Source organism: Pseudomonas sp. Z2-11, from assembly GCF_054161305.1.
The window spans coordinates 3,140,402-3,166,151 of record NZ_CP096395.1; the positions used below are offsets into that span (position 1 = coordinate 3,140,402).

Sequence of the window (25,750 nt, forward strand, 5' to 3'; positions counted from 1 at the left end):
CCGCGTTGGTGGGCTCTCGAACCTACGCGCTCCGACTCTGCACCGTGCGGTGAACGATCTCTTCAAACGATCCCGCTGCCAACGCTTCGATTTCTACTACGCCAAGCTGTCCCAGTGGCTCGCAGAAGTTGACTATGCCTTAGCAACCGCTGATCAAAAGCACCGCTGGCTTACCCATGAAAATCAGCAAGCGTTACTGGGTTGCAAACCAACCCTGGAGTTGAGCGTAGCGGCCCTAAAAGAGCTGCTTGAAACCCCAGAGGTGAGGGCCCATCTAAATGATGGGTATGCCCAGGCGGGGCTAGATATCCAGAGATGGACGTCGGATTGGACGGGCATATGGGAGCAGCGCAACAAGCTACACACCCAACGAGAGCTCCGTGACTGCCGAGAGCTTTTTAACAAGGTAGAAAGTAAGCCTCTAACTGACGAGCAGGCAGAGGCGGTGGTGTGCTTTGACAACCGGGTGCAGGTTGTCGTATCGGCGGGCTCTGGCAAGACCTCCACAATCGTCGCCAAGGCCATCTACGCCATGCATCGGGGGATTGTCAGCCCCATCTATTGTCATGCTAGCTTACAACAAGGACGCGGCTGCAGAGCTTCAGGCACGAGCCAATGCCTCTCTTGAGCGCCTTGGCAAGCCTAGCGTCGAGATCGCAGCCATGACATTTCATTCGTTAGGGCTGAAGATCATAGGTTCGGCTACCGGCAGCACACCACATGTACCCACTTGGGCGCGCAAAGAGCATCTCGCCTTGGCCAAGCTGGCCGAGATCGTTGATGACCTCAAAGACAAGTCTCCGGCGTTCCGTACTCGCTGGGACATTTTCCGTTTAGTGTTTGGCCGGCACCTGCCTCTATCGCGCAAAGACAAGCTGTTTGATACGACAAGCTCGGACGGTGAGGGGAAACTGGTCATGTTGAAAGGGGAGGAGGTGGCCAGCCAGATCGCATCGATGCGGATCATTGAACGACTGCACGAATAAATTGCGCGCAGCCCTCAGGATCTGAGGTTGGCCATTTCACCGTGATTGCTTGCCCGGCCAAGGTCAGTTCAATGACCACTGAGGCTTCGGCTGGCCGTTTAGGTGCAGCCTTCCGCGGGACAAAGGCTGGTAGCGATGTTGGTGCGGGCTGGTCTCGATAGAGCGGCATCCATTATCGGATAACATTGGCGTTGATGCCGTGGCTGATGGCGACACTGGACACGGTTGCGCCAGGTTGCAGGCATTCCTGAACGACCTGGGCCTTGAACGGTTTCGGGTAAGAGCTTCGTTGGCGCATGGAAATCCTGGCGATAAGGGTGATCGCGTCCGCTTAAAAATACGCGGACACCATCGTCCTTAATACTGGAGTTCGGAAGGTGAGTTCGCCGGACGCTTAGTGCGCCAGTTAAAGCTGGCTGAGGATAGTCGATGAAAGTTCGATACTGGTAAGAAATGGCGAATCAACCAGACCCCGAGTCATGCATGTTGCACCGTGAGGTGCAGGGTGAAGCGTTGACAGGGGAAACCGATGGGCCAGCCATTGAGCCGCGTAATCAGGAATTCGGGATGCCGATGCTGTTAAGCGAAGCAGAAGGCAATACGGAGCATGGCGTTATACGCCAGTCATGCTCTGATCCCGCGCGGTCGGAGACCCTGTGCACGTCGGAAGTCCTTCGCACGGAAACTGGGAGATCTCAGCGGCGCCCGATGCCCAAGCACCGGGCGGAGCAGGAAAGGCTAAAAGCCGTAACCCTGCCGCCTACGTCGCTGAGAAGTCGGATACGTCCGTAGTACCTGAGAAGCCATCGAACAAGGGGCTAAGCCCTGCGGAGATGGTGGAGGAAAGGGACGTAGCCAAGGGAAACACCGACACGCCCCCCGCGTCCCGGACACAGAGCCGGATCAGTTGCGCGTCGATGGGACTTGAAGGTGTACGTGAAGCAGCCCGAAGGAACAAGGGCATGCAGTTCACGGCATTGTTGCACCACATCACACCGCAGTTATTGGCGCAGAGTTTCTATGCCCTGCGCCGCGATGCAGCGGTAGGCGTGGACGGCATGTCGTGGCGGGAATACGAGGAAGGTCTTCTCCAGCGGGTAACCGACTTGCACGCAAGGCTCCACGGTGGAGCCTATCGAGCAACGCCATCGCGGCGGGTCTATACCTCAAAGCCGACGGCAGGCAGCGCCCGCTGGGCATTGCCTCTCTTGAGGACAAGATCGTACAGCAGGCGGTCGTTACCGTTTTGAATGCGATCTATGAGGAGGACTTTCTGGGATTCTCGTACGGGTTTCGGCCGGGACGCAGCCAGCACGATGCGCTGGATGCATTAACGGTCGCGCTCAAGGGCCAGAAGGTGAACCGGATATTGGATGTGGATATCACGTCGTTCTTTGATGAGATCGACCATGAATGGATGCTGATGTTTCTGGGACACCGGATCGCAGACCGGCGCTTGCTCGGGCTTATCTGCAAATGGCTTCAGGCGGGTATTATGCAGGATGGCCGTAGGGTGGCTGCGACCAAGGGGACTCCCCAAGGTGCAGTGATATCGCCGTTGCTGGCGAATATCTATCTTCACTACGTGCTGGATCTGTGGGCAAGGCGGTGGCGTGAGCGCCACGCCCGTGGTGATGTGATTGTTGTGCGTTACGCGGACGACAGTGTGGTGGGTTTCAGGTTGAAGTCGCAGGCCCAGAAATTCTTGGAGCAATTACGAGAACGACTGGCCCGGTTCGGTCTATCGCTCAATGCTTCTAAGACCCGGCTGATTGAGTTTGGTCGTTTTGCTGCGAGAAATCGTAGAGATCGAGGCTTGGGTAGGCCGGAGACGTTTGATTTCCTGGGCTTCACACACTGTTGTAGTTCCAACAGAAACGGTGGGTTTCAAATACTGCGTCTGACGGTCAAGAAGCGAATGCGTGCAACGCTGCTGGCTATTCGGGATGAGCTGAAGCGCCGACGTCATGAACCCATCCGGGCTCAAGGGCAATGGCTCACTCGGGTGGTGAGTGGTTACTTCAATTACCACGCGGTGCCAGGAAACCTGATACGTCTGGGTGGTTTTCGTTCGGCGGTATGTCGTCTATGGCGGCAAGCCCTCAAACGTCGCAGTCAGCGTAACCGGCTTCAGTGGTCACGCTACGGACGTCTTGCCGACCTCTACATACCTAGACCCAGAAATGCACATCCGTACCCTGAGGATCGCTTCGCGTCACATACCCGAGGCAGGAGCCGTATGCGGTAGTTCCGCACGTACGGATCTGTGCGGGGGGTGGCAGGTAACTGCCATCCCTACCGCGACCGATTGTTTGGGGTCGCTGAAGCGTATTGGGCGGCGAGTCGCGTCTCGTGTGGCGACGGCGACGGCGACGGAAAGGAGCGGGAGTGAGCGCCTTGATACGTAGGGGACAAAAGTCACCGACAATTCGAGGGCTTGTTTTGAGTTGCGAGATATAAGGAGGGAGTTAGCCTAGATGGTGAATCGCTTTCATCCCTATCCAGGAGTTTTTATGCACTTGAAAAAAGGTCACATCCTCATTCCCGCCCTTATCGGCTTCGTCATCAGTATGACGTTCATAGTCGTGCAAAGCCGGATGTTTAATCTGATTGGGTGGAATTACAACTTCTGCCATGCGCTGTACGGCTTCACCTTTCCTTTCGTGATGAGCTATCTCTCATTCGAATTCCGCGAAGTACAGAGGACGCCGCTGCGCCCAGCGATGAAGCAGATCCTGAGCATACCTTTGTACACCTGGCCGTTAGCATTCTTGCGCGTGATGTGGCGATCGATTGTGCGCGACTTTAACCGAGGGGTCTGCTGGATTCCCCTCGCCGGTGTTGCCTATGTGCTCGCAGGCTCGATTGGCAACGAAGTTTTTATCGATCCAGCCACTAATGGAATCCCATTTACCCTGGCTTACGAGAACTTCGTGTTTGACGTCTTCGGCACGACGCTATTTCTATTGGTCACTTTTCCATTTGTGAGGCGCCAGAAACGAGCACGAGCATTGCTATCCAGCAACGCGTGATTCGTTTCTCAGTGAAAGCCGTGCCGGAAGATAGTAGTCATACCTCGTGTCATTCTGACGCTGCCACTCACGGTGGATAGCGAAAAAAGGAAAAATGTGGTCGGCCCAACAGGCTTTTTGCTTGTGATCGTACCGGCCGCGGCTTCTCTCGGTGCGATCTCCTACTCCTCTGCGTGCTCCAGATCCGGCCAACCGTGGATATCGCCATGCCCAGAATTTCCGAAGCCTGTTTTTGAGTCAGTCCGAGCGCTCGACAGCGGAGCACCGCGTCGACCTTCTCAGGCGGAGTGCGCTGCCCCGGTAGTCGTGGTTTCAGGGCGCCGTCTGCGAATTGCGTCGGCAATCCTTCCAAAACCCCCAGATACTTGAGTTTCTTGATCTCCTTGTTGAGGTACTTAACAAAGTCTTCGGGAGAGTGCTGCTTGTCATAACTGGCCGCAACGGCGAGGAGAGCCAGCGGCTCTACATCTAGGCGCTCAGCGAGAATTTCCAGTGTGTCGAGGGGCACGCTGACCTTGGCATGCTCCAAGTTATAAACATGCTTGGGATCCAATTGACCATGGAAATCCTCTTTCGCCAGGCCACGGGCCGACCGAACGAGGCGGATGACTGCTGCAACGGATCTCTCAACGGCATTACAAATCCCCAAAGCTGAGGATAAAGCCATATTGATCAATTTTTTTGTGTGCGACAGGCAGCTGGCGAGGAGGGGATAGTCTCCGTCGCGAACCGGAGGTAATTATAAGAGACGGTGAGCCGCTAAATGCTTCATGTCACGAATCCAGTTCCTCAGAAATCGACGCCAGTCATGGGCATAGCTTCCTTCTGAGAAACGTTCGGAGAGCGAAATTTTATGCACCCTTATCTCTGACGGATTGCATGGTAGAGAGCTAAGGCCCGCGAAGACTCAAACGGGCCCCAGCCCCGAATCGATTGCTGACCTAAGCCAGTTCTTCAATCAGGCTGACGTGATGGGGGCGGATTTTGAATTTCCTCTCAGGCCCGCTCCGGTATCTAGCTGCGCTCGAAGCGAGAGAGGTTAAGTCAATTTCGGCTTGATTAATCAGTTCCTTCAAGGCTTGTTGGGGAATTTCGTTTTGCACGAGCAAGGGCAACAAACTTATGAAGGAGCATGGGTTGCTGTAAACCAGGGCCAATGTTTCCGGCGACGTTGGGTATGCGGCCTGATCCAGCCATGTGCTGTAATGTTCGTCATTGGCATTCTTTGCTTCGACTGTCCATCTTAGCCGTCGAATAACTAGGTTTTTCTGCATGGTCGGCCAGAAGTCGTCGCCGTAGGGGTCAATGCTCAACATCTCAGTGGTAGCTGCCCATAGTGCCTGAAATAGCGCGGCTGATTGCTTAAGTATTTCGGGATTGAGCGTTTCCTGAGGGGTCGCAGTACAGTCCAGAATACCCAAGCCTACGTCAACCAATGTGCGCATCAGCCCTGAAACATCCGATGGTTCCCATTCTTTGGAAATTTTATAAATGGGACGGAATTCGAGAATTTCCCTCAGCGCAACGCTAAAGTTCCACATGCTGAGCCAGTGACTGGTGAAGTTATTGCTCAATGCGACGGAATACCCTAGCACCCGACAAGCATAATTATTGGGTTGCGTAGCGTGATATTCACGCACATGGCACCGAAGCGACTTACCTTTCGAAGAGTTCCATTCGATAGGTGTCAAGTTCCATCCTTCGATGAAGGCACTGACGTTCGGTGCCGGAAACTTGCCGGGGTCGTTCGAGTGTAGAAGGGCTAGCATAGATTGGTAAACCCATGGCTCCCACGAAAAATCTAATTGGTCAGAACTGGCTGCGGAACAGGGGAGTGGGAGTTTATCGGCTAATGCCCATAAAATATCTTGGCTACTCAGAGGTCGTTTTCGAACCGAGTTGGTATCAGGGAAGTGAAGGTGCTGGCGAGTGAGCCATGTACCCCAACGCTTGAACAGCCCCTCAAAATCGGGTCTTTTAGCGACAGTATTTACGAAACGGGCGAGCAGTGATCTGACGTGCGGCTCTAGCTCAGAGGGAGGATAATCATGGCCATCTGCAATGTGAATAATTTTTGCACTTCCGTGCCTAAGCAAGCTGGGAAGCAGTAGGGCACCATTCCACGAACCATCGCTTTCGAAACTGGAGGGAGATGCGAGTGTGAACTGCTCCCACAAATCGTAGTTACGGTAAAACTCCGGGCTTTCGAGTACTCGATTGATCAAGAGTAGACTTTGTGTGGAGCTCATCCACTTAAACAGTTTGTCGGGATCGAGCTTTGCTAGTAATTCAACCCATGGCCAACTGGATTCATCGGCTCGACTTTCTCTACTGTGTCCATACCAAATTTCGTCGAGAGAAATTGGCTGGGATGGATCAATCCCGTGTTCCTCAAGCAGCTTTGTTTCAGCATCGACGAAATGTTGTTCAGCTAAATTTAAGAGTGCTTCTTTGAAATCATTATTTTTCTGGGCTACAACCCGCGCCACTTCAGTCCACAAACTCTCAACCCACCATGAATCTCGAACAAGAGCCCTGAGAGCTGTGTACCGGTTTTCGGTTTCTGATGAGGCCCAGGCCGTTACAATTCCGATTGTCAAGGCCGCCAGAATTCTCGGATCGTCCGAAGCATCGAAGTCCTCGTTGGAACCGCCCAGTTCAGTGGTGAACCTCTTAAGAGCATTCTTGGCATTATCCGGGTCGCAGAAGTATTCTATAACTGATGTGACGAATACGCTGGAAGGTGCGAAGTGACCTTCTGCGAAATCTTCAATAAGCGACTTGGCGATTGTGTACGATCTGTGCGTGTCCGATTCATAGGCGGGCGGCAATTGCCATTCGTTGTTCATGACTATTTTCTCCCATTGGCATTGGCCATTTTCCAAGCTGTATCAAAAAACTGCACTGCATCAAGAGTCTCAGCATTCCAGCCTCTACTCACGGCATTTACGTCCCGATGAAAACCGCCTACAGTTGCGCCAAAATGCCATAACTCGTTATCGATGATAGCAAAGCGATCGTGAATGCAATCGGCCTCTCTGAGGGCAAATGAGAGCGCTATCGTTAGGGGGGGGGCGAGTTTGGCGCGGCCTTCTGTTACGAGTTGCTTTAAGTCCTCGAAAGTTCTCTCGATTTCTTTCTGTGAATCATGATGACCAGTTAATATTTTTACCGTTTGAATATTTTCTGTGCAAAACCAATTCACGACTTTATTAATTCTTCGGCTATGGTCGGGAATTTGGCCATGGGCAGAAAATAAATGTTTATCAATTATCCAAACCTGTTGCGCTGTACTTATCGCTTTTTCGAACTCTTCGACTAAGCGTACATCCGGAGCTGCACGACGAGCCCAGATGGCATCAATACATGGGAAATGATGGCGGGATTCATCCCGGTAGGGCGCCTCGCAAGGTATGAGTAGCTGCGGGGTAAAATTTGTCTCTACCGCTGGCACTGTCATACTGACATCAATTTTGGACGAAAACTTAGCCATTATTAACGTCCTGCGAATCAGGTGCGTCCTGCGTCCGTTGTCCGTCCGGCACGCACGGCTCCTTAACCCCATCCTCCGCTTTCTCGCCTACCACGTCACGCCCACAGTGCACGCATGGCTTCTTGGATACTTCCTGCGGGACTTTGAAATCCCCCAGAGGAATGGCGTTGTTGTAAAGACCCATAAGGTGGGCAAGGATTTTTTCACCATGAGGTATGCGCATGATAAGCGTCGGTCGTATGCCGATAGAGTTCAGTGAGCTGCCGAGCATCCATACGCGACCATCGACAGCGAGGAATCGATCATGGAACAGACTGCTTTCTGTATTGGCCACTTTGATTTCAATGCTGTTTTTGTGATTAGCTTGGAATATATTCAGGTTTCGGAGCAATGTCTGATATCCGTGCAGTGATCCCTTGCTGGCCTCGGCCTCAGTACCCGCTTCCGATGGCTTGATCTTTTTGAAGGCGGTACTTGAGGTTAGGATTTGTACCTTGATCTCGTCTCGCTCAATGGCAAATAGGTATTGGGGAATTTGGTTTGCACTGAAGTAGGGATCTGCGATGAATATTGTGGAGCGAGCGTGTTTAAGCTTTTCCCTGATGTGATCGAGCGCTGCCTTGCGCTGGTCGGTCGTAAACCAAGTCTGATCGTATAGCTGAGCGCTGTGATTAAGAAGCCGTTCGCTTTTCGCGTTCAGCAGGCGTTGAAAGGCGTTTGTTGTGTTCGGTGCCTCACCCAATGTTTGAGAGGATGCCAACGTTTTCTTTTCGGCAAAGTACTCATTGATTGCACTCTTCTTTTTATCTGTTTCAGGGGCTTGAACCTTGACACGTCGCTCGACCACCTCTGTCGTCATATTCATTTGCCGCATGAACTGTCGCATGGGCGTTTGCAGCAACACCCCGCGCTTCTTGTGTGTCAGGACTAGCCCAGAGACGTGGATGGAGGATGGCCTTTTTATTATAACCAAGCCATCCTCCGGCACCGGAACTGTATCAAAAGAGGTGAGTATCCCTTCCTGCCCTTCCATGGAGGTCAAGCTTAGACCCTGAAGCTTCCGGCCTGGGTGGGGCTTCAAATGGAAGTACAACGATTCAGAGCTGTCCTCTTCAGGGTTAACGAACTGTTGGACTGAATGGACATCGCAGTCAGGAACAGCGAGTGCGATCCCACCTAGATATTCAGGGTACTCCCTAAAATCAACATGCATGTGGTGCTCTAGGAATTGGAAGGCTTCCTGGCAACGCTTGCTTTGTCCCTCTTGGTCAAGGAAGCTCGGCCATTCTTCACTGTCTGAAATTCGACGTGAGTATCTGATGATGCCAAGGTTACGGAAGGGTATGGAAGGGCGTTCAGATTTAAGCGTGATGTCATCACTTTCCATAGGCACGCCCAATACAGGCCATCTTGGAAAGTCGCTTAGCCTGCCAGCGGAGAGAAGCTCGCCATCAGAGCCCTTCCGTACATCATGAACGGGAATCGGGGTGCGAAGCTCTTCAGATGCGCTTCGGTACCATCGGATGGCTTCTTCTGCGGTCATGACGATACGGTCGACCGCGATAGAGCCTTCTTCATTGAATTTTTTGAGGTAGGGCTTAGGAGGTCTCGAAGGGACTTGCCTTCCTGCCGCCAGCAACCAGACCGATGCGAATAGCAAACGTAGAGGAGGTCGTTCAAGTGTAGACGGGGCATCAGATGCAGAGGGCTTTGAAGGCGGTGGTACAACCACAGCGACATGCACAACGGCATGTTCGAAGCCCTCAGTCAATTTACTGTAGGGGTTACGGCTTTCACTTTCCATGTAAGGCTCGCTATCGGTCGATGGCCTGAGTTAAGAGTTCGGCTGAGTGCCTCCGAAGGCCACTCTGGCGGGTGCATGAATGTGCGTATGTAGTGGCACCGAGGAATGCGGAGGCATAGCCGGAAGGGAAGATCTGCACTCGGCGGTCTCCTGCAGTGACTAACCCTATGAATCGGTAGCGCAGGGCGCTGCATTCCGACATCGACACACGCCTTCCTGGCTGAGGTAGGTGGTTCTGAGAAGGCATCTACCTAGCAGGCTGCGCCTTCGTCCTTGCAGGCTAGCAATGTGCCATTCTCGCGTCCATAGTCGATTCATTCTTTCTCGCAGTCCTCACTGACACGGCAAGAGATTGAAGCGGCGCAAAATCTCGACTATCGAGTTTTCCAAAGTTTTTGACCTGAACCCTTCAAGGGCTTGTTGCTGCTCAGGCTCTGGTGGGATTTTGGCGCTGGCAGCGTTCGGAGCAGTGTCAAAGCCATTTATCCAGACAGGCCAGGTTGACTGCGACCGGGGAGCAGTGGGGTGCAATTTCGCACGAAAAGATTGGAGACGCATCTTTTTACCCTCCACCCAGAGAAACGAGAGCGGGATACACCAACCTAACGCTATCGACCTACTGCGATCAGCCACGGCATCAATGCCAACGTTATCCGTAAATGGATGCCGCTCTATCGAGATCAGCCCGCAGCAGATTTACTACCGGCATTCGTCCCGCTAAAAGCCGCACCTACCCGAATTCATTTATGGACAAGGTTCGCGTTAAGGCTGTGGTGCTGCGCGACGCTAGCAATCGAAGCACCGGGCTGGGCGCACTCTTGGACAACCTGGGCCTTGAAGGATTTTGAATAGGAACGGCGTTGTGGCTGCATGGAAAGACCCGCTTAAAAGGCTAGAAATGGTGTCCACTAAATTAGGTGGACACCATCGCCTTTGGCGTTGAGGTCAGGAAGGTGAGTTGGCCGGACGGTTACTCTCATGTTTCTCGATGGCATGATCAGTGACTTCAAAGTCGCCGTTCGAGGATTTTACTGTGCGGAAAGTGAACGTTGCCGGGCACATGGCGGCCAATCCTTATTATTGTTGTCTAGTTGTAAAGTGCCTATGGAGCAAAAGCGGGTGCAAGATAAATGCAGTGTGAGCGCTGGTCGTACCGCCCCTCCAGGGGGTTGGTTTAGAGCCCAGCCTTCGTAGTGCGATCCGTGCTATGACCACTTCCTAGCAAACTCTGGCAAGCGGAGCGCGCAGGCGTGAGGATGGAAGCCCGCAGGGTCGAGACTACCGCTTCGCGGGAGGCTCGATTTACGACAGCCGAGCTCGTAGAGCCACGCCCTTGACCAATTATCTAGTGATTCTGGTTGTCCGGTGGCAGCAGCGTCCTAAGGGTAAAAACAGGCGAAAGGAGGAGGGCGGATTAAGCTTTTATCAGTCAGCGAAATTGAACACAATTCGGCGGGACAAGGCTTGACGGATACCAATATCTGGCCAAACACTCGGATCCTCATCTGCAACACCTGAGGCGGTTGATTCGGGAATCATGCCCGCGCGCTTGGCTGATGCTCGCAGTTCATTGAATGTCAACGACGCCTCAGGATCGAGCTTGTCCGAGCCTTTCCAGTTGGCGAGTGTTGCTTTGGGCCTAGACCTGAGCGTTGACAAAATGCTTGCACAAAACTCGCTGAAAATCTCGATGAGGCTACCGTAGCCATAAGCATCCAGGCCATTCTCTTGCGGAAAGAGGAAGCTCAGAGAGCTCACGGCGGGTTCCTTTATATGCCTAAAGTGAGCATAGCGTTCAAAATAGCCCTCAAATCGGGGAGCCAACGCGAAACTCTGGCGTAAATAAAGCGGACTCTCGAACAGACCCGGGCCTTTGGGGAACACGTGCTGGGACTTGGAGTAATTCTTGGCAAAATCGGTTCTAGGACGGGCCTGAATCGCGTCGGGAGAATCAGGAGCCTGCGGTTTGAAATATGAAAAGGTGGGCTTGATGGTCTGCGTTGCCGCGACAGCCCTCATGGGAATGTCCGAATAGACTGCCAGGGCTGTGAGGAATAAGAGCGGCTCCCATTTCTCGTTGTAGCTTGCAAGCGATTCAGCAATATCCAGAAAATCACTGAGCTGGGTCGGTGAGAACACAGCCTGAGGTTTCTCGACGCGGAATTCGTAGTCTTTGGGCGCCATGTCCTGGAATGGATTTTTGGATTTATCCTGTTGCTGGGACGTGGCGGCGGTAGTTGTATCAGCGGTATATGCTGCGGTGGTTGGGGCTGGAGCTGCGGAATTCCCGGGACGCGCTAGGAAGTCGAAGTACTCGCGCCCATGCGTCATGTACCAGTTGCGGTGATGCTTTGAGCTCAGCCCAGGGTCATCGCCTGTGAGCGTCGGGCGGATTATTGGACGCCATGTGGGGTCGATTGACTTGTTCGCAAAGTTTTGCTTGGTTTTCTTGGAATACCGACTGCACCCGGGGGTGGTTACCCAAGTAATCGGGGGTCGCATGATGAACGTCATGAACGACTTGGCATCGGCGCTGTTCCAGTCATGCAGCGGCTTGTCGCGGACTGTCCAACTCCAATGCATCATGGACTCGAGTATCGGGCACAGTTTCTTGTAGTGACGCTCTTCGAATCCAGGCTTCGCCGACTCTCGCACGAGGAAATCTACCCCGGTTCGCCATGTTGCCAAGGCATGCAGGTGCTCGGGTGTTGCATCCAAGCGTTGCAGCACCTCCAAATTGATTGGAAGCGCAGATCGTGCCTGGTCGTTGAGCAGGCTTAAAGGTGGGAACAGAGGATATGGCGGTTGCGGCTCAGCCATGTAAAACCCGTCCTGATCGGATTAAAGGGCGTGTGATGTCGTTCGGCGGCGCTCGGTCTGGACTCAAATTGTCATCGTCAGTATTGACGTCAACGCTGGTGTTTAGGACGGTGACGGCGGCGTGTGCGAATTATCTTGGCAGGTTGAGGCGCCAAGCGGTCAGCCGTCTCATGACGAGAAGCGTAGACTGGATATGCGCGTGTGGCGAACGTTCGGCGGTCTACTAGAATGGTTGTTGCCGGTGCGATCGCAGTGAAAGAACCGGCGGGTTGGAGAGATTAGGATTCTGGTTTTCAGTTCTGCAGGATTTGGAGGCTGGAACCCCTGAAAGCTCGAAAGGTGCGAAGGAAGGGTATGCATGGCCTTGATTTGATTTGATTCTGGTAATTCAAGGCAAATCCCGGTTTTCAGGTACAGGCGACAGGATTCTAAACGTCGGACGTAAACATCTCGTTTAACATAATATACATTATGCGTAACAGCATGTTTCGCCATGGCGGCCATGCCGGGCTCCTTTCAGTACTCACGGCAGCTCTGGCTTTCCCCGGAACCTGAACCCGGACCGTCTGGCTCAAGACGCTCCGCAAAAGACGGCCTGCCAACGCTTCACGCTGATCGCCGACTGCCTGACCAGCTTGCATTCCTACAATGGCTCCGCCGTTTCAATGAGCGAATTGAGCACCAGTTTGATTTCCGCCGCTGGATCTTTATGTCCTTGCAATATCAAACCCTCCGACAGCGCCGTGAAAGTCTTCGCGAGTGCTGCGTACGCCAACGGAGGTTTCTTGCCGGCATGGTTGAAAATGATAGTAATCAGCTTGCCCAGCGCCTCGCTGTTTTCTTCATGCAGATCGTAGTAATGCTTTGCGAACTCTTCATCGCGTAACGCGATCAGTTGCATTTCGGCATCAAGGATGGCGCAGTTCGTATTGTTTTTAAGTGTATCGATGTAGGCGTTCAATCCGTGCGCGAGTTGCTCTGCGGTATAACCCGCAGCCAACGTATCGCCCAAGCGGTCTATTTCAACCCGTTTGAAACGCTGGGTCAGTTGCAGGAGCAGTTCCGACTTGCTTGAGAAGTTGGAAAAGAACGCACCTTTCGAATAACCTGCCTCTTCAGAGATAATATTGACACTGGCGGCGTGAAAGCCTTTTTTGATCATGAGGTCAGTGGCGGTATCAAATAACTTGTCTCGTGTTATTTGTTGGCTTTCCTCGCGACCTAATCTTTTTTTAATCACGCCCTCGGCTCCTTTGGCCCAATATGTTTGTTTGTAACTAGATGAAACAGTTCAGTGAATCAGATGTTTGCACCTTACCATCCGTACCCGTCCTTTGCATTTAAAGTTTTAAATCTGGCATGTAATCGCCGCCTATTTCTGGCTGGATCGGACGACAGCAAGGTGACGGTTTTCATCGAAATGCAACGGATTCAGAGCGACCACTGCCCTGCCCCCTTTGGGGAAAAAACCGCTCACATGCCAGAAAAATGGCGTCATCAGCCTGGCGAATTCGTTGAGACATCACGTCTCAGGCCCGTCCCAGACACCTCGGCTTTCACTCGATAATGAAATACCGCTTGATTTCCAGATACCGAATGGTTTTTACTGGCGCCGTTGGGTCATCCAACGCCTGTTCAGCGACGAAGCTGCACGAGCAGGCTATCTCACAGGAGCTGGATTTTAATGGAATATGCCTTTGTTACAGGTGCTACAGGCCTGCTTGGGAACAATGTCGTCCATGCACTTTTAAAACGAGACATCAAAGTAAGGGCGCTGGTACGTTCCATTGAAAAAGCCAAGAAGCAATTCGACGGTTTGCCCGTCGAACTTGTCCAGGGCGATATGCTTGATGTTGATGCATTCAGCCATGCCCTTGAAGGCTGTGATGCCTTGTTTCATACAGCGGCCTATTTTCGCGACAGCTATAAAGGCGGAAAACATTGGCAAAAGCTTTACGACACCAATGTAGCCGGCACCGAGCGGTTGTTGCAGGCCGCCTATGCCGCGGGCATTCGCCGTGCGGTCCACACTTCCTCCATCGCGGTACTGAAGGGAAACCGCGATCAGGTAATCGACGAGACCATGTCGCGCGACGAGTCCGAGGCAGACGATTACTACTTGAGCAAGATCCTGTCTGAACAGAAGGTTCAGGACTTCTTGTCGCTGCATCCGGACATGTTCGTGGCGATGGTTTTGCCCGGTTGGATGTTTGGCCCAGGCGACATCGGTCCTACCTCGTCAGGTCAGTTCCTGCTGGATTTCGTAGGAGAAAAGTTGCCGGGGGTTCTTCCCGGGAGTTTTTCAGTCGTGGACGCCCGTGACGTGGCGGAACATCAGATCGCGGCGATAATACATGGCCGATCGGGAGAGCGTTATCTGGCTGCCGGCAATCATATGGACATGAAGACTATCTTTCGGGCACTGGCCAACGTCAGCGGGATAAAGGCACCGGAACGGCCTGTTCCGTTGTTCATGCTGCGTCTTATTGCTTTTGCCTATGAAATTTATTACCGGGTTACTAAAAAGCCGGTGCTTATCAGTACTTCCACGGTCAAGCTCATTGAGCAGGAACAAGGGAGGACTCATTTCAGCCACAGCAAAAGTTCAAGTGAACTGAAATGCGCGTTCCGCCCGGTTACTGAAACCCTGACCGATACGCTGGACTGGTATCGGAACAATAACTACATAAAGCTCAACTGAAAAATTAGCCTGCCTCTGCAGTACTTATTTATCTGGCCATGACTTCAAGGATTGAGAGGTTGGTGGAATGAAAAGCCTTACCTGTAAAGAAGGTTTCCTGCATCGCTTTGTCGGTTTTTCGGATTTGCACCCCGACGCCATAGCTATCAGGAATCTCGATGCGGAAGAAACGTTCACGTACCGCGAATTGCTGAACAAGGCCGAAGCGTGCAACGGTTTGCTCCATGCCCTTGGGGTGTCGTCCGCAGAGAAAGTTGCGCTTGTCTTGCCCAATGGGGTGGATTTCATCGCGTATTATCTGGCGATCATTGGCCATGGTGCTATCCCCGTCATCCTCAACCACAAGCTGACGACGTACGAACTGAGCAACGTCCTGGGCCTCGCCGGGCCCGCATTGACCGTCACGACCGATTCGTTGTTCGAGCAACACCGCGAAGTCTTTCAGTCGGTCCGTTGCCTCGTCGTCCGCACCGCCGATGAGCAGCCGTTGTCGTTGCCCGAACACGCAACGGCAGCCTCTGATCTTCCGCATCAGCTCTGGCCCTTATTGCTGCCTGAAGGCAACCCGGTCGTTTCGGTACAGTTCACGTATCGGGGCGTTGGCATGCCGCTGGCCGTTTCTCATCGTTATCTGGACCTGACGCAGTCAAGCGATGGCTTACACGAGCAGTTTCACCCTCAAGGCCTTGGCTCGGTCCACTTGGTGACCCTGCCGCTGTACGCGATCTTCGGCCTGTCCGTGATGATGGTTTTCCCGCTCAGCATCGGCGCTACGCTGCTGATGACCAACAGCCTGCTCAACAGGGACCTGGCGCAAGTCTTGTCCGAGCACCAGGTGTCCTTTGCCTGCCTGGTGCCGGATGTCATCCGCTACTTCAATACCCGACTGGCCAAACGCAAGGGCCCACGGCTGCCGCTGCATCCGCAACTGATGATTTATTCCGGCGGCAGCCATCTGCCGGCGGATGAAGCGCAAAAGCTTGGCGATTTGCTGGGGTGCGGCCCTGTATTGCAAGGCTACGGACTGACGGAAAGCATGCCGGTGATTGTCCAGAGTTCGGTCGGCGAGGTGCATCGCGGTGCGATGGGCCAACCGATCAGTGGTGTCGAGTTGCGAATTGTCGATGGTCAGGGCCGCGACGTGGCCGTGGGGCGTATCGGCGAGCTGCTGGTACGCGGCCCGATGGTTATCCCAGGCTATGACGATGCGCCGCAGATAAATGCCCGGTTTTTCCGTGACGGCTGGTTCCACACCGGCGACCTGGTCTGGCAGGACGACGATGGGCACGTATTTTTCTGCTGCCAGCGCCTGCGCATCTCGAAAATCAAAGCGCAGATGATCGACCTGGAAGAAATCGAGTCCATTGCCCTCAAGCATCCCGGTGCAGTGCGGGCAAAGGCCTACATCGTCCCGGACCATAAAGCCATCAACGTACTGCACTTGTCTGTGGAAGGTAGCGCAGACCTTAGCCAGAACAGCGTATCCACCCTGCTCGCCCGTTACCTTTCCGCCTTCAAACTACCCAGGAACATCGAGATTGTCCCGCTCAAGGAAGAGATTCATGCACGCTGATCACACGCGACCGGTGCTGGCCGTTTTCGATTTCGACGGCACATTGACCGACAGGCATACCTTCTGGCGCTACATGCGTTTTATCGTCGGAACCCGGCCCTTCTGGCTCAGGATCATCCCCCTGCTGCCAAAAATGCTCAGCGTGATCCTGGGAATCACACCGCTGATGCAGGCGCGACTGGCGTTTATCGCCTGCTATCTGGGAGGCCTGAGCGCCGAGCAGGAGCGCGAACATGCCAGGTACTTCGTCAGAGAACAGCTGCCGCTCTGGCTCAGGCCCGAAGCGCTGCGTCGGCTGAAATGGCATCAATCCATGGGACACGTCACCGCGCTGGTCAGCAATTCGCCGGAGAACTACCTGATCCCGTGGGGGCAGGCAGTCGGTTTCGACTACGTGTGTGGCACGCGCCTGGCGACGGCCCGGAACAAGCTGACCGGGGGCATATCGGGAGCCAACTGTGTCGATGGGGAGAAAGTCAGGCGCCTCAAAGGCTGCGTCGGCAACCTTGAAGATTTCTTCATCTACGCCTATGGCGACTCGTCAGGCGACGAGGCCCTGCTCAGCGTTGCCAACTCTCCCTTCTATAGAAACTGGTACTGACAGATGAATACTCTGAGCACTTTCGTCCCCGCGCATTACAAACAGCCGGGCAAGGCGCCGGCGGTAATGATCGTAGGCGCCGGCCCTATCGGCTTGTCGCTGGCGATCATGTTGCAGAAATGGGGCGTCGCTTTTCGCATCATCGAGAAAAACGCTGGTCCCTCCACCGCGACCAAGGCGATGGCGATCCATTCCAGGACCCTGGAAATTTTCCGCGACCTCGGCGTCGCCGACCAGGCCATCAACAATGGTTTTACCATCAATCAGTTTTCGGTGCAGTCCAACGCCCGGCGGGTGCTGAATTACAACTTTTCCTGCCTGGATGCTACCTATCCCATGCTCCTCAGCCTGCCGCAGCCGCAAACGGAAAAGATCCTGCTGGAACGATTGACTGAGCTGGGCGTGGAAGTCGAATGGAACACCGAGCTGGTGGACATCGAGAACCAGCCCGAGTCCGTACGGGTCACGCTGCGTCATGGCGACGGTCGCGAGGAATCCTGCGCCAGCCGCTGGGCAGTGGCCTGTGACGGTGCTCGCAGCAACATCCGAAAACGCCTGGAGATGACTTTCGAGGGATCGTCCTACGATCGTTTTTTCATGCTCGCCGACGCTGACATCGAGTGGTCCGGCAGCAAGGACGAAGGCGCTTTTTTTCTTGGCGCGCAGGATGGGTACGTGGCGGTTGCGCCGATCAGCGCACAATCCCGTTATCGGCTGTTCATCGAGATGCCCTACGACTTGCCACCGGAAGGCGAGCGCCCCTCCTTGAGCCTGGAGAACTTCCAGCGGCTGTGCGAGGGACGTGGGCAGAACATGACCCTGTCGAACATCTCCTCCACCACCATTGCCTCTTTCCAGCATCGCCGGGTGCAGTCATTGCAGCAGGGCTCGGTGTTCCTGGTCGGCGATTCTGCGCATATCGGCAGCCCGATCGGCGGCCAATGGATGAACCTGGGAATTTCCGAGGCCTACAACCTGGCGTGGAAGATCGCCTATGTCGATCAAGGCCTGGCGGATCCGTCACTGCTCGACAGCTACAACGAGGAACGTTATCCGGTGGCCCTGGAAGTCGAGAAGACCGCGCATCGGTTGACCGGGCTGATCACCGTAAGGCAACGGGCCCTGGTGTGGCTGCGAGACAACGTCCTGCCACTGCTGAGCAGCAGGCCCAAGGTCCAGCGCAAACTGCCCTCGATGATCTCCGGCCATCAGTACCACTACGCCAAAAGTGACTGCATCCAGGAGGCGCTGACGAAAAAGCAGCGCCGCAACTGGGCCAGGAAAGGAGCCCGGACGGCGTTCCAGCCGCCGGTGCCTCGCGCGGGGCAACTGGCACCCGATGTCGAGCTTTGGCAACAGCAAGGGGCGCTGCCGGCGCGCTTGATCGACCTGTTCCACGGGACGTACACGTTGTTGATCTTCACCGCGGCGGATCAATTTTCTCCCATCTTGCCAGGCCACTATGCACTGGCCGAGTCAGTAGAAAAAGATTATCCGGGCATCAAGGCCTACTGCGTGGTCGACGCCCTCAACAGCGCGGAACTGCCGGCATGGCACTCGACATTGCTCGACCCCGACTGGAGGCTGCACAAGCGTTATCACGCCAGCGAAGGCACGCTGATGCTGATTCGTCCTGACGGGTACATCGCGTTCCATGGCGCCGACGCGATGACACTCGTGACGTACCTGAGCGTGAGGTCCGGATTGCTCAAGGCCTCGAGGGAAACCGCCTCCCCGACAAGCGAGGCAGTGCAAATCCAGCGGCCAGTCGCAACCGCTCACTGACTGATTGCTTGACGGCGCCCTGCCCGGGCCCACGACTTTCGATGCTCGTCTAAAACACCTACCGATTTACGGTTAAGGAGAACCTCATGCGCTTGCAACTCAATGACGTTGTGCAGGAATTCATCGTGTCCAACGGGAAAATAGCCCATAGCTATTTCTCCCTCTCGGAAAAAATCATCGATTCACTCTGCGAATCCAACATGGCGAAGGAATCGATCCTGATGCGCCTGCTGGAACAGGCTGAATCGGTCACCGCCCATTATTTCAATGCCCACCAGCAGGTGCTGGAAGGCGTCTATGCCCATGGCATCGAGGCGGCTGCGGGTAGAAGCGTCGCAACGCTGGAGCCCGTGCCTGCACACTCGACCGTGTTGGCCGCGGCACCGTCGTCGGAGCAACCTGTCGCCCTCAGCTATGAGCAATGGTTGCGCGCCGAGATCAGTTCGGTCACCGGTTTCAAGAACGAGCAAATCGACTTCGAACGAAGTTTCGAAAGCCTGGGCATCGACTCGCTAGGGCTGGTTGATATTTTCGAGTCGTTGGCCCAGCACTTCCCGGACAAGAAAGAACAGACCTCGGAACTCTTCGATGCCCTGACCCCTACGGCCCTGCTGGCCAGGCTTGAAACCGATCCGAAGCCGGCTGCCGCACCTTCCGAGGCGCCGCTGCCTGGCTCCGCCGATGCGCAGACGCAGCTCGGCGCGGTGCTGTTCAACGCCCTCTCACCGCTGGTTTCGGACGCACCGCAGTCACTGGACGTCAACACGCCTTTTACCGATTTGGGACTCAACGGTTTCGACCGGCAAGCCCTTTGCCAATCAATGGCGCAAGAGTGCCCCGTCAGTGAGTTTGCTGGTGAGGCATTGATGTCGCGTCGTACCCCGGAAGACGCACTGGCGCTTCTGGCAAGAATGGGCTGAGCCCCGACGGCACACGCTGCCCGTACATGGAATGGACATCGGGTGATCGCCAGGTCACCCCGCTTTTTGGCAATCAGGAGACAGGGTATGAGTGGCGCGGTAACGACAGCGGGCGAGTTGTGCTTCAGCGCAATGGCCGGCGATTTTCCAGGGGCGTCGTCCACCGACGCACTTTGGCACTTGCTCTCGCAGGGCGGCATAGCGCCCATCCAGGCAATGCCGGCGCGCTGGGAGTTGCAGAAGGCGTCGATATTTTCGAGCAAGGCCGGCGAAAAGGATCGTGTCTACCTGGACAGCGCATTCTGCCTTTCAGATGCCCCATCGACGCCTTCCCGTCATGAAGGTCGGCAGGTCGCGATCGGCAAGAACGTGCTCCAGACGCTTTTTGCCGAACTCGCGGCGCAAGGCACGGTATTGAATACCGAGCGAACCGCATTGGTGGTCGCGACGTCCTGGAGCGATGAAAGTTATTTCGCCACGGCAGTGCCCGGCGGTACCGACACGCCATCCGGTTTCACGCCCGGTGAACAGGTGGCCGGGCTGGCGCGCGCTTTTGCCTTGGGAGGCCCGGCCTTATCGGTGGACACCGCTTGCAGTTCGTTCCCCTATGCCATCGACATGGCCAAGGCTCTGCTCAACAGTGGCCAGGCGGACAAGGCGATCATCATGGCGCTCAACACCGTTCTGCCCCCGGCATTGTTCCTCGGTTTCTCCCAACTGACGGCTTTTTCCGCCCGGGCCAGCATGCAGGCGTTCGGCGAGGATGCCGACGGTATTGTGCCGGGCGAATGCGCCACGGCTTTTCTGGTCGAGCCCGTGGCCGATGCCGTGAACGCCCGACGCCGGCCGCTGGGCGTGCTGAGAGGGTTGGGGCTTTCCGCCGATGGTGCCGAAGGGTCGGTGTTTGCACCGGGCAGGCAGGCCCAGTATCGCGCCTATCAACGGGCTTACATGGACCTTGATCCAGGCCGCGTGGATTACATCGAAACCCACGGCACCGGCACCCCGTTAGGGGATGCGACCGAACTGGCCTCGCTGAACAGCTTCTTCGCTGCCCATCGCAGCGCCGACGAAAAAATCGCCATCGGTTCGATCAAGTCCGTTATCGGCCATCCCCTGGCTGCGGCGGGAGGCGCTTCGCTGGCCAAGGCGTTGATGATCCTGCGCCACAAGGGCATCCCACCCCAGCCGGACTACCGTCCCAGTCTGAAAGTCGACGACACCTGCCTGCGCCTGGCGACACAGCGAGTCCAGCCACTGGAGGATCGTCAGTCGCCGATCCGCATAGGCATTTCCAGCTTCGGCTTCGGTGGCGCCAACGCCCATCTGGTGGTGGATGAATATGTGCCCGATGGTCCCCCTGCCCCCGCGCCGGTGGCTTCAGGCGTGCAGATCCTGGACCTGGCGATAGTCGAGGCGGAAGCCGCACTGGGCGGTTGCGATTCACTGCACTCGTTCAAACGGCGGCTTGAGCAACCGGCTACTCGACCGGTCACTTTCCCTTACGGGCGTTTCGTCGATGGCAAGGGGCCCTCGGCCGGGCCGTTGTCGGGGAGATTCCTGGCCCAGGACCGCGTCATCGATATCGACGGTTTTGGCATGGGGCCAAAGCCCCTGGCCCACGTCGATCCCTTCAAACTGTTGATCACCGACCGCGTCAATCACCTGTTGCGGCGCCTGCCGGGCGTTGCCGGATCGGCCGGTACGGCAATGGTCATGTGCTGCAACATGGGCGGGGAGCGGTTCAGCAACGCCTACAGCAGTGCCGAGCAATTCTATTCACGGGCCCAAGGCAGCCCGCCGGGCGTGGAAGTGACCGACGTGGCAACCATGTTGCCGAACATGTTGTCCGGCTACCCGGCGCAGATTTTCGATTTCAAGGGTTTTCATCAGACCCTGGCCGGCTCACCAGGGCTGTTCTGGCAAACCCTGCTGGCATCCCGGCAATGGTTCGAGGACGGCATCACGACGCTGCTGCTCGGAGCCGGCCGCTTCATCAGCGGCGAAATCGAGGTCGATCGTGCTCGCCGCAGCGCTACGCCGCAAGGTGAAGGGCTCGGGCTGCTTGCGCTGCGTCCTTATCGAGCGGGTTCAACGGACACGCCCCTGCTGGTGATTCGCGCAGCGGTCCTCGCCCATGCCGCGGCTTCGCTGGACGAAGCGTGCCGATTGGCCGGCAAGGAGCGCGCCCAGTACGCGGTGGTAGAGGTTTGTGAGCTGCAGCCCGATAACGTCCCTGTGGACGGGTCGTTGCAGGAGATGACCGGTTTTCTGGCTGAAGCCTGCGGCATCGAAACGCTCTTGTCGGTGACGATGAGCTCGGCGGTTCACACGGTGATCGAGGTGCGTGAGGCCGGCAAGGTTGTGATGTGGCTGTTCACTGAAAAACTGCGCGAATGGAACCCCGCGACGGCGAGCCCCGCCCCTGCGATCAGACACCCGTTCACGTTGCGCTTTGCCCACGAGCCCCATGAGCTGCAGCAGGTCATCACGCCGGTACATGCCGGCGAAATCGTCCGCGAGCCACAACATGACGGTGTCGATGTGTTGCAACTCAGCGACATGCTGACCAGCACGGTTCTGGCCGGGTTGCGGGTGCGAGTCCGGGCCATGGAGGGGCTGTTCGCCCTGCACCGGGGGGCTCGTACCCAGCGCCCGGCGCCCTGGCAGCGTCGAGCGGAACACGTGGTGATTTCCCACATCCAGCGCGAGCCGCGTTCGCTGCGGGCACGGCTGGTGGTAGACGAAGGTCACCCGTATTTCTTCGACCATCCGCTGGATCACATCCCCGGCATCCTGTTGCTCGAAGGGGTGATGCAACTGATCGAACTGGCCATGCCCCCGCTGAATGGTCGCGTCGCCTACGTGAAGACGCTCAGCATCAAGTTCCAGCAATACGTCCAGAAGGAGGACATGATCGACCTGCGCCTGGAGCAAGGCCACGATGGCCAGGCATTTCAGGCAACCGTCACGCAGGCTGGAAAAGTCATGTGCACCTGCGTTCTGGGCATGGCCTACAGCTCGGCCTTCGAGACCTCGCCGGCGGTTGAGTTCACGGCCGCGCGCTGCGTCGACAAGGCCCTGCTGCACAAGGCCCGGAAGGAAAATGTCATCGTCAGCGCCATGAGCAGCCTCGCCCAGGGGCTGAGCGTGGATACGGTCAGCCTGCCGGATGGGCATTTTTTCCACGAGGGCGATCCCGAGCATTTCTCGATGGTGTATTTCCTCGAGGTTGCCCGCCAGTGCTACATGCAGATTGCCCACGGTCATCTGCGTATTCCGCTCAATACCCCGATGAACCTGCTGGCCCTGAGTTTCACCCTGGACCGGCCAATTCCGAGGAACAGCCCGTTGTCACTCGCTCCGCAAGCGAGCCTCGGGACGCAGCTTCAATCATTCAAGACCAACCGTATCCATATCGACCTGTTCAACCGGGGCGAAAAGATCGGCCAAGCCAATATCACCGCTCAAGTATTGAGCCAGGCCGCGCCTGCTGCCTGAGGCCGGGCGTTGATCAAACTCAGGGGCGCAAGTGTGCCCGCAACAGACAGGGTGTCGCCGTGAACGATGTCAAGGTTCAACTCATAGTCAAATCACCACCGTCGGAAATCTGGAAGATCTGGAGCAATTTCCAGGAAGCCCCGCTCTGGGATACCGACGTCAGCCATTGCCAACTCGAGGGCCCGTTCCAGGCGGGAACCGCGGGTCAGTGTGTGCTCAGGAATGGCTTGAAAATGCCATTGAGGCTGCTGGCCGTGGAACCGCAGGAAAGCTATCGCAACAGCGCGAGACTGCTTTGGATAAGGCTCGAATTCGACCACCGGATGCGCAGGCTGTCTCCGGACCAAACCCAGGTCATCCATAGCGCCAGGATCTCCGGCCCGTTGAGCTTCGTGTACCGCGGGCTGCTGCGCAAAATGCTGACGACGGCAATGACCACGGCGCTGGGCAACCTCGGAGCCCTTGCCGAACAACGCGCCAACGCTGTCGACGCCCCGGAGCGCGACAAAGCGCAAGCACATCTGCACCTCGTATGACCTGTTCGCGACGTCAGCGCCACGCGCGCCGGCTCTCGCAATCTTTTGAATAACGGCACACTTCGGACCGAGCATGAACTTACTGAAAAACACTCAATACCTGGTGATGGGCATCATCGGCATGGGCGCTGTTGCCCCGGCGTCCACCTTCGCCGACACGCTGGGCCCTTACGCCAGCCTCATGGGCGGCCTGAACTGGGTATCGGCGCAGGACCTCAACCAGAACAACCTGGATTTCGTCGAGATGGAATTCAACCAGCCGCTCCATTCCGGCTACGCCACCGGCCTGGCGTTAGGCTGGCGTTTCCCGGTCGGGCTGCGCCCGGAGGTGGAACTCGGTTATCGCGAAAATACCCTGACCCAGTTCAACAACCGGGTCTATGAGGGCGGCGGGAGCATCGATGGCGAAGGCGAAGAGAAAGCGGCCAGCCTGATGGTCAACCTCTGGTACGACGTCTTGAACCTGCCCGCGCCTTTCAACCGATTTACCCCTTACCTGGGCGGCGGCCTGGGTTACGCCACCCTCACGGTCAGCGGTCTGGAAGCCGGTGGCGTGGAGTTCGGCGGTACTCACCGCGACACCGTCTCGGCCTACCAACTGGGTGCCGGGGTGGGTTATGAGCTGAACGAAAACTGGTCGATGTCCCTGGATTACCGCTGCCTGAGAACGCGCGAGGCGCACTTCGGCGACATCGAACGGCTGCCTCAAGGCGATGTCAGCACCGAATATGAAGCCCAATCGGTGATGCTGGGCCTGCGTTACTGGCTCTGAATCGGCAGCCAGACCGGCGCCTTGCCTCGACGAGGCGCCCTCCTCGGCGACGTCAAGCCGCCGAGCTTTGCCACGGTCCCTCCCCCAGCGCTGCGGCGATCGTCCGTTCGCCCAGCGCCAGTCCCACGCTCATGCCCAAGCCGGTATGCATCAGCACTGCCGTGACGCCCTGCGCAGCCGAAATCACGCTGAACGGTCCCGGCCCCCGCGCGCCATATACACCCTGCCAGCGTTCCAGTACATCGATCTCGCCGCCCAGGGTGTGCTGCGCCAGGTCAATCAGGATGCGGTCCACCTGCTCGGCGTTGAACGGTGAAATGTCGCTGCCGTAGACATGGGAATCGCCGATGATCAGGTCACCGTAGGGGGTTGGACTGATGAGCAGATGGATGCCATGGGCTTCGAGCTCTGGCTGGTGCGTGCGGATCTGCGTGCGGATGGCCTGCGCTTCAGGCAGGTCGGCAAACGCGCCGTAGTGCACGCAGCTCAGGCCCGTGAGCAACGCGTGGCGTAACGCCAGGGGCTGTCGCGGCCGTACGCGGAGCATTTGCAAGCCGCACACTTGCGGGTTGAGCCCGGCGATGTGCTCGGCCAGCAGCGTCTGATAGTCATGGCCCGAGCACACCACAATGTGCCGCGCGGTAAAGCGTCCGGCGCTGGTGAGCGCACGGTGGGGTTCGACATCGCGGACCAGCGTCGAAAAATGGAATTCGACGTCCAACGCCCGGGCCAGGTAATCGACGATCTGCGGCAGTGCCTCGCGGGAATACAATTGTTGATCGTCGAGGCCGAGCAATGCCGCGCGGTGATGGGCAAAACGGCCATCGTAAAGCGCCGCCAACGCGTCGCCACGCAACAGCTCGGTGCGATAACCCAATGCTGCGCCCCGCCCGCTCACGAACGCTTCGAGCAGCGCTTCTTCGGCTTCCGTACGGGCGAACAGCAGCGAGCCTTGCTGATGCATGTGCAGCCCGGCAGCCTGGCCCAGCGTTTTCCACAAACCGTTCGCCTGGCGCGCCAGGTCCAGCATGACACCCGGCGCCTGGCCGCCGACCAGGGCCTGGCCGAAGTTGCGTACCGAGGCGCCCAGGGGCGTATGGCTACGCTCGAACACCTTGACCTTAAGGCCGCGCCTGGCGCCAGCCCAGGCGTGGGCCAGGCCGAGAATGCCGGCGCCGACGATCAGCAGGTCACAGTCGTGCTCAGACATGAAAACTCCTTGAAAA

Annotated in this window: 21 protein-coding genes; 12 read left to right on the forward strand and 9 right to left on the reverse strand. The window is 56.5% G+C overall.

Features of this window, described 5'->3' with window-relative positions; genetic code table 11:
- The first annotated feature begins 49 nt into the window (after positions 1-49).
- Positions 50-628 (forward strand): UvrD-helicase domain-containing protein, encoded by a 579-nt coding sequence (locus M1E16_RS13890; RefSeq protein WP_458127562.1) that lies wholly within the window; start codon positions 50-52, stop codon positions 626-628.
- Positions 629-662: 34 nt separating this feature from the next.
- Positions 663-986 (forward strand): hypothetical protein, encoded by a 324-nt coding sequence (locus tag M1E16_RS13895; protein ID WP_458127563.1) that lies wholly within the window; start codon positions 663-665, stop codon positions 984-986.
- A gap of 172 nt (positions 987-1,158) precedes the next feature.
- On the opposite strand, the gene M1E16_RS13900 is transcribed toward M1E16_RS13895, so the two are convergent.
- A complete protein-coding gene (locus M1E16_RS13900; protein WP_458127564.1) occupies positions 1,159-1,284 on the reverse strand; it encodes a transposase in 126 nt (41 codons plus the stop codon).
- 765 nt (positions 1,285-2,049) lie between these two features.
- Here M1E16_RS13900 and M1E16_RS13905 point away from each other — a divergent pair.
- Together M1E16_RS13905 and M1E16_RS13910 are read left to right on the forward strand one after the other, a co-directional pair.
- Complete coding sequence (locus M1E16_RS13905; RefSeq protein WP_458127565.1) at positions 2,050-3,234, forward strand: reverse transcriptase domain-containing protein; 1,185 nt, start codon at positions 2,050-2,052, stop codon at positions 3,232-3,234.
- Between the two features lie 265 nt (positions 3,235-3,499).
- Positions 3,500-4,018: a hypothetical protein gene (locus M1E16_RS13910; protein ID WP_458127566.1), complete on the forward strand. Its 519-nt coding sequence runs from the start codon at positions 3,500-3,502 to the stop codon at positions 4,016-4,018.
- Between the two features lie 67 nt (positions 4,019-4,085).
- Here M1E16_RS13910 and M1E16_RS13915 read toward each other — a convergent pair whose 3' ends face one another.
- From M1E16_RS13915 to M1E16_RS13945, 7 genes are all read right to left on the reverse strand, one after another.
- Complete coding sequence (locus M1E16_RS13915; RefSeq protein WP_458127567.1) at positions 4,086-4,685, reverse strand: XRE family transcriptional regulator; 600 nt, start codon at positions 4,683-4,685, stop codon at positions 4,086-4,088.
- Between the two features lie 274 nt (positions 4,686-4,959).
- The gene (locus tag M1E16_RS13920; protein WP_458127568.1) at positions 4,960-6,867 is read right to left on the reverse strand and encodes a hypothetical protein; all 1,908 of its coding nucleotides are present in this window, start codon (positions 6,865-6,867) and stop codon (positions 4,960-4,962) included.
- A gap of 2 nt (positions 6,868-6,869) precedes the next feature.
- Entirely contained in the window at positions 6,870-7,511 is a 642-nt protein-coding gene (locus M1E16_RS13925; RefSeq protein ID WP_458127569.1) for a hypothetical protein, read from the reverse strand.
- Entirely contained in the window at positions 7,504-9,315 is a 1,812-nt protein-coding gene (locus M1E16_RS13930) for a VPA1262 family N-terminal domain-containing protein (RefSeq protein WP_458127570.1), read from the reverse strand. The genes M1E16_RS13925 and M1E16_RS13930 overlap by 8 nt, the downstream gene beginning before the upstream one ends.
- 740 nt (positions 9,316-10,055) lie before the next feature.
- Positions 10,056-10,187, reverse strand: a complete 132-nt coding sequence (locus M1E16_RS13935) for a transposase (RefSeq protein ID WP_458127571.1) — start codon at positions 10,185-10,187, stop codon at positions 10,056-10,058.
- Positions 10,188-10,740: 553 nt separating this feature from the next.
- Positions 10,741-12,135, reverse strand: a complete 1,395-nt coding sequence (locus M1E16_RS13940) for a hypothetical protein (RefSeq protein WP_458127572.1) — start codon at positions 12,133-12,135, stop codon at positions 10,741-10,743.
- Positions 12,136-12,778: 643 nt separating this feature from the next.
- The gene (locus M1E16_RS13945; protein WP_434697698.1) at positions 12,779-13,375 is read right to left on the reverse strand and encodes a TetR/AcrR family transcriptional regulator; all 597 of its coding nucleotides are present in this window, start codon (positions 13,373-13,375) and stop codon (positions 12,779-12,781) included.
- 444 nt (positions 13,376-13,819) lie between these two features.
- Here M1E16_RS13945 and M1E16_RS13950 point away from each other — a divergent pair, with 444 nt between their 5' ends.
- From M1E16_RS13950 to M1E16_RS13985, 8 genes are all read left to right on the forward strand, one after another.
- Entirely contained in the window at positions 13,820-14,836 is a 1,017-nt protein-coding gene (locus M1E16_RS13950) for an SDR family oxidoreductase (RefSeq protein WP_458127573.1), read from the forward strand.
- A gap of 67 nt (positions 14,837-14,903) precedes the next feature.
- Positions 14,904-16,409 (forward strand): class I adenylate-forming enzyme family protein, encoded by a 1,506-nt coding sequence (locus M1E16_RS13955; protein ID WP_458127574.1) that lies wholly within the window; start codon positions 14,904-14,906, stop codon positions 16,407-16,409.
- Positions 16,399-17,010, forward strand: coding sequence for an HAD-IB family hydrolase (locus tag M1E16_RS13960; RefSeq protein ID WP_458127575.1), 612 nt, complete (start codon positions 16,399-16,401; stop codon positions 17,008-17,010). The genes M1E16_RS13955 and M1E16_RS13960 overlap by 11 nt, the downstream gene beginning before the upstream one ends.
- A 3-nt stretch (positions 17,011-17,013) precedes the next feature.
- On the forward strand, positions 17,014-18,795 hold the full coding sequence (locus M1E16_RS13965; protein WP_458127576.1) for an FAD-dependent monooxygenase: 1,782 nt from the start codon (positions 17,014-17,016) through the stop codon (positions 18,793-18,795).
- 86 nt (positions 18,796-18,881) lie between these two features.
- Positions 18,882-19,715, forward strand: a complete 834-nt coding sequence (locus tag M1E16_RS13970) for an acyl carrier protein (protein ID WP_458127577.1) — start codon at positions 18,882-18,884, stop codon at positions 19,713-19,715.
- Positions 19,716-19,802: 87 nt separating this feature from the next.
- On the forward strand, positions 19,803-23,216 hold the full coding sequence (locus M1E16_RS13975; RefSeq protein ID WP_458127578.1) for a beta-ketoacyl synthase N-terminal-like domain-containing protein: 3,414 nt from the start codon (positions 19,803-19,805) through the stop codon (positions 23,214-23,216).
- Positions 23,217-23,275: 59 nt separating this feature from the next.
- A complete protein-coding gene (locus M1E16_RS13980) occupies positions 23,276-23,752 on the forward strand; it encodes an SRPBCC family protein (protein ID WP_458127579.1) in 477 nt (158 codons plus the stop codon).
- A 73-nt stretch (positions 23,753-23,825) separates the two neighbouring features.
- On the forward strand, positions 23,826-24,524 hold the full coding sequence (locus M1E16_RS13985) for an outer membrane protein (RefSeq protein ID WP_434600807.1): 699 nt from the start codon (positions 23,826-23,828) through the stop codon (positions 24,522-24,524).
- A gap of 52 nt (positions 24,525-24,576) precedes the next feature.
- Here the strand turns inward: M1E16_RS13985 and M1E16_RS13990 are convergent, their stop codons facing one another.
- Positions 24,577-25,734, reverse strand: a complete 1,158-nt coding sequence (locus tag M1E16_RS13990; protein ID WP_458127580.1) for a TIGR03364 family FAD-dependent oxidoreductase — start codon at positions 25,732-25,734, stop codon at positions 24,577-24,579.
- Positions 25,735-25,750 lie beyond the last annotated feature (16 nt).

Coding starts and splice junctions, on each gene's coding strand:
- M1E16_RS13990 (WP_458127580.1), bottom strand. CDS start 25,734: ATGTCTGAGCACGACTGTGACCTGCTGATCGTCGGCGCCGGCATTCTC.
- M1E16_RS13935 (WP_458127571.1), bottom strand. CDS start 10,187: ATGCAGCCACAACGCCGTTCCTATTCAAAATCCTTCAAGGCCCAGGTT.
- M1E16_RS13950 (WP_458127573.1), top strand. CDS start 13,820: ATGGAATATGCCTTTGTTACAGGTGCTACAGGCCTGCTTGGGAACAAT.
- M1E16_RS13975 (WP_458127578.1), top strand. CDS start 19,803: ATGAGTGGCGCGGTAACGACAGCGGGCGAGTTGTGCTTCAGCGCAATG.
- M1E16_RS13960 (WP_458127575.1), top strand. CDS start 16,399: ATGCACGCTGATCACACGCGACCGGTGCTGGCCGTTTTCGATTTCGAC.
- M1E16_RS13930 (WP_458127570.1), bottom strand. CDS start 9,315: ATGGAAAGTGAAAGCCGTAACCCCTACAGTAAATTGACTGAGGGCTTC.
- M1E16_RS13900 (WP_458127564.1), bottom strand. CDS start 1,284: ATGCGCCAACGAAGCTCTTACCCGAAACCGTTCAAGGCCCAGGTCGTT.
- M1E16_RS13920 (WP_458127568.1), bottom strand. CDS start 6,867: ATGAACAACGAATGGCAATTGCCGCCCGCCTATGAATCGGACACGCAC.
- M1E16_RS13910 (WP_458127566.1), top strand. CDS start 3,500: ATGCACTTGAAAAAAGGTCACATCCTCATTCCCGCCCTTATCGGCTTC.
- M1E16_RS13940 (WP_458127572.1), bottom strand. CDS start 12,135: ATGGCTGAGCCGCAACCGCCATATCCTCTGTTCCCACCTTTAAGCCTG.
- M1E16_RS13915 (WP_458127567.1), bottom strand. CDS start 4,685: ATGGCTTTATCCTCAGCTTTGGGGATTTGTAATGCCGTTGAGAGATCC.
- M1E16_RS13985 (WP_434600807.1), top strand. CDS start 23,826: ATGAACTTACTGAAAAACACTCAATACCTGGTGATGGGCATCATCGGC.
- M1E16_RS13965 (WP_458127576.1), top strand. CDS start 17,014: ATGAATACTCTGAGCACTTTCGTCCCCGCGCATTACAAACAGCCGGGC.
- M1E16_RS13895 (WP_458127563.1), top strand. CDS start 663: ATGACATTTCATTCGTTAGGGCTGAAGATCATAGGTTCGGCTACCGGC.
- M1E16_RS13925 (WP_458127569.1), bottom strand. CDS start 7,511: ATGGCTAAGTTTTCGTCCAAAATTGATGTCAGTATGACAGTGCCAGCG.
- M1E16_RS13955 (WP_458127574.1), top strand. CDS start 14,904: ATGAAAAGCCTTACCTGTAAAGAAGGTTTCCTGCATCGCTTTGTCGGT.
- M1E16_RS13970 (WP_458127577.1), top strand. CDS start 18,882: ATGCGCTTGCAACTCAATGACGTTGTGCAGGAATTCATCGTGTCCAAC.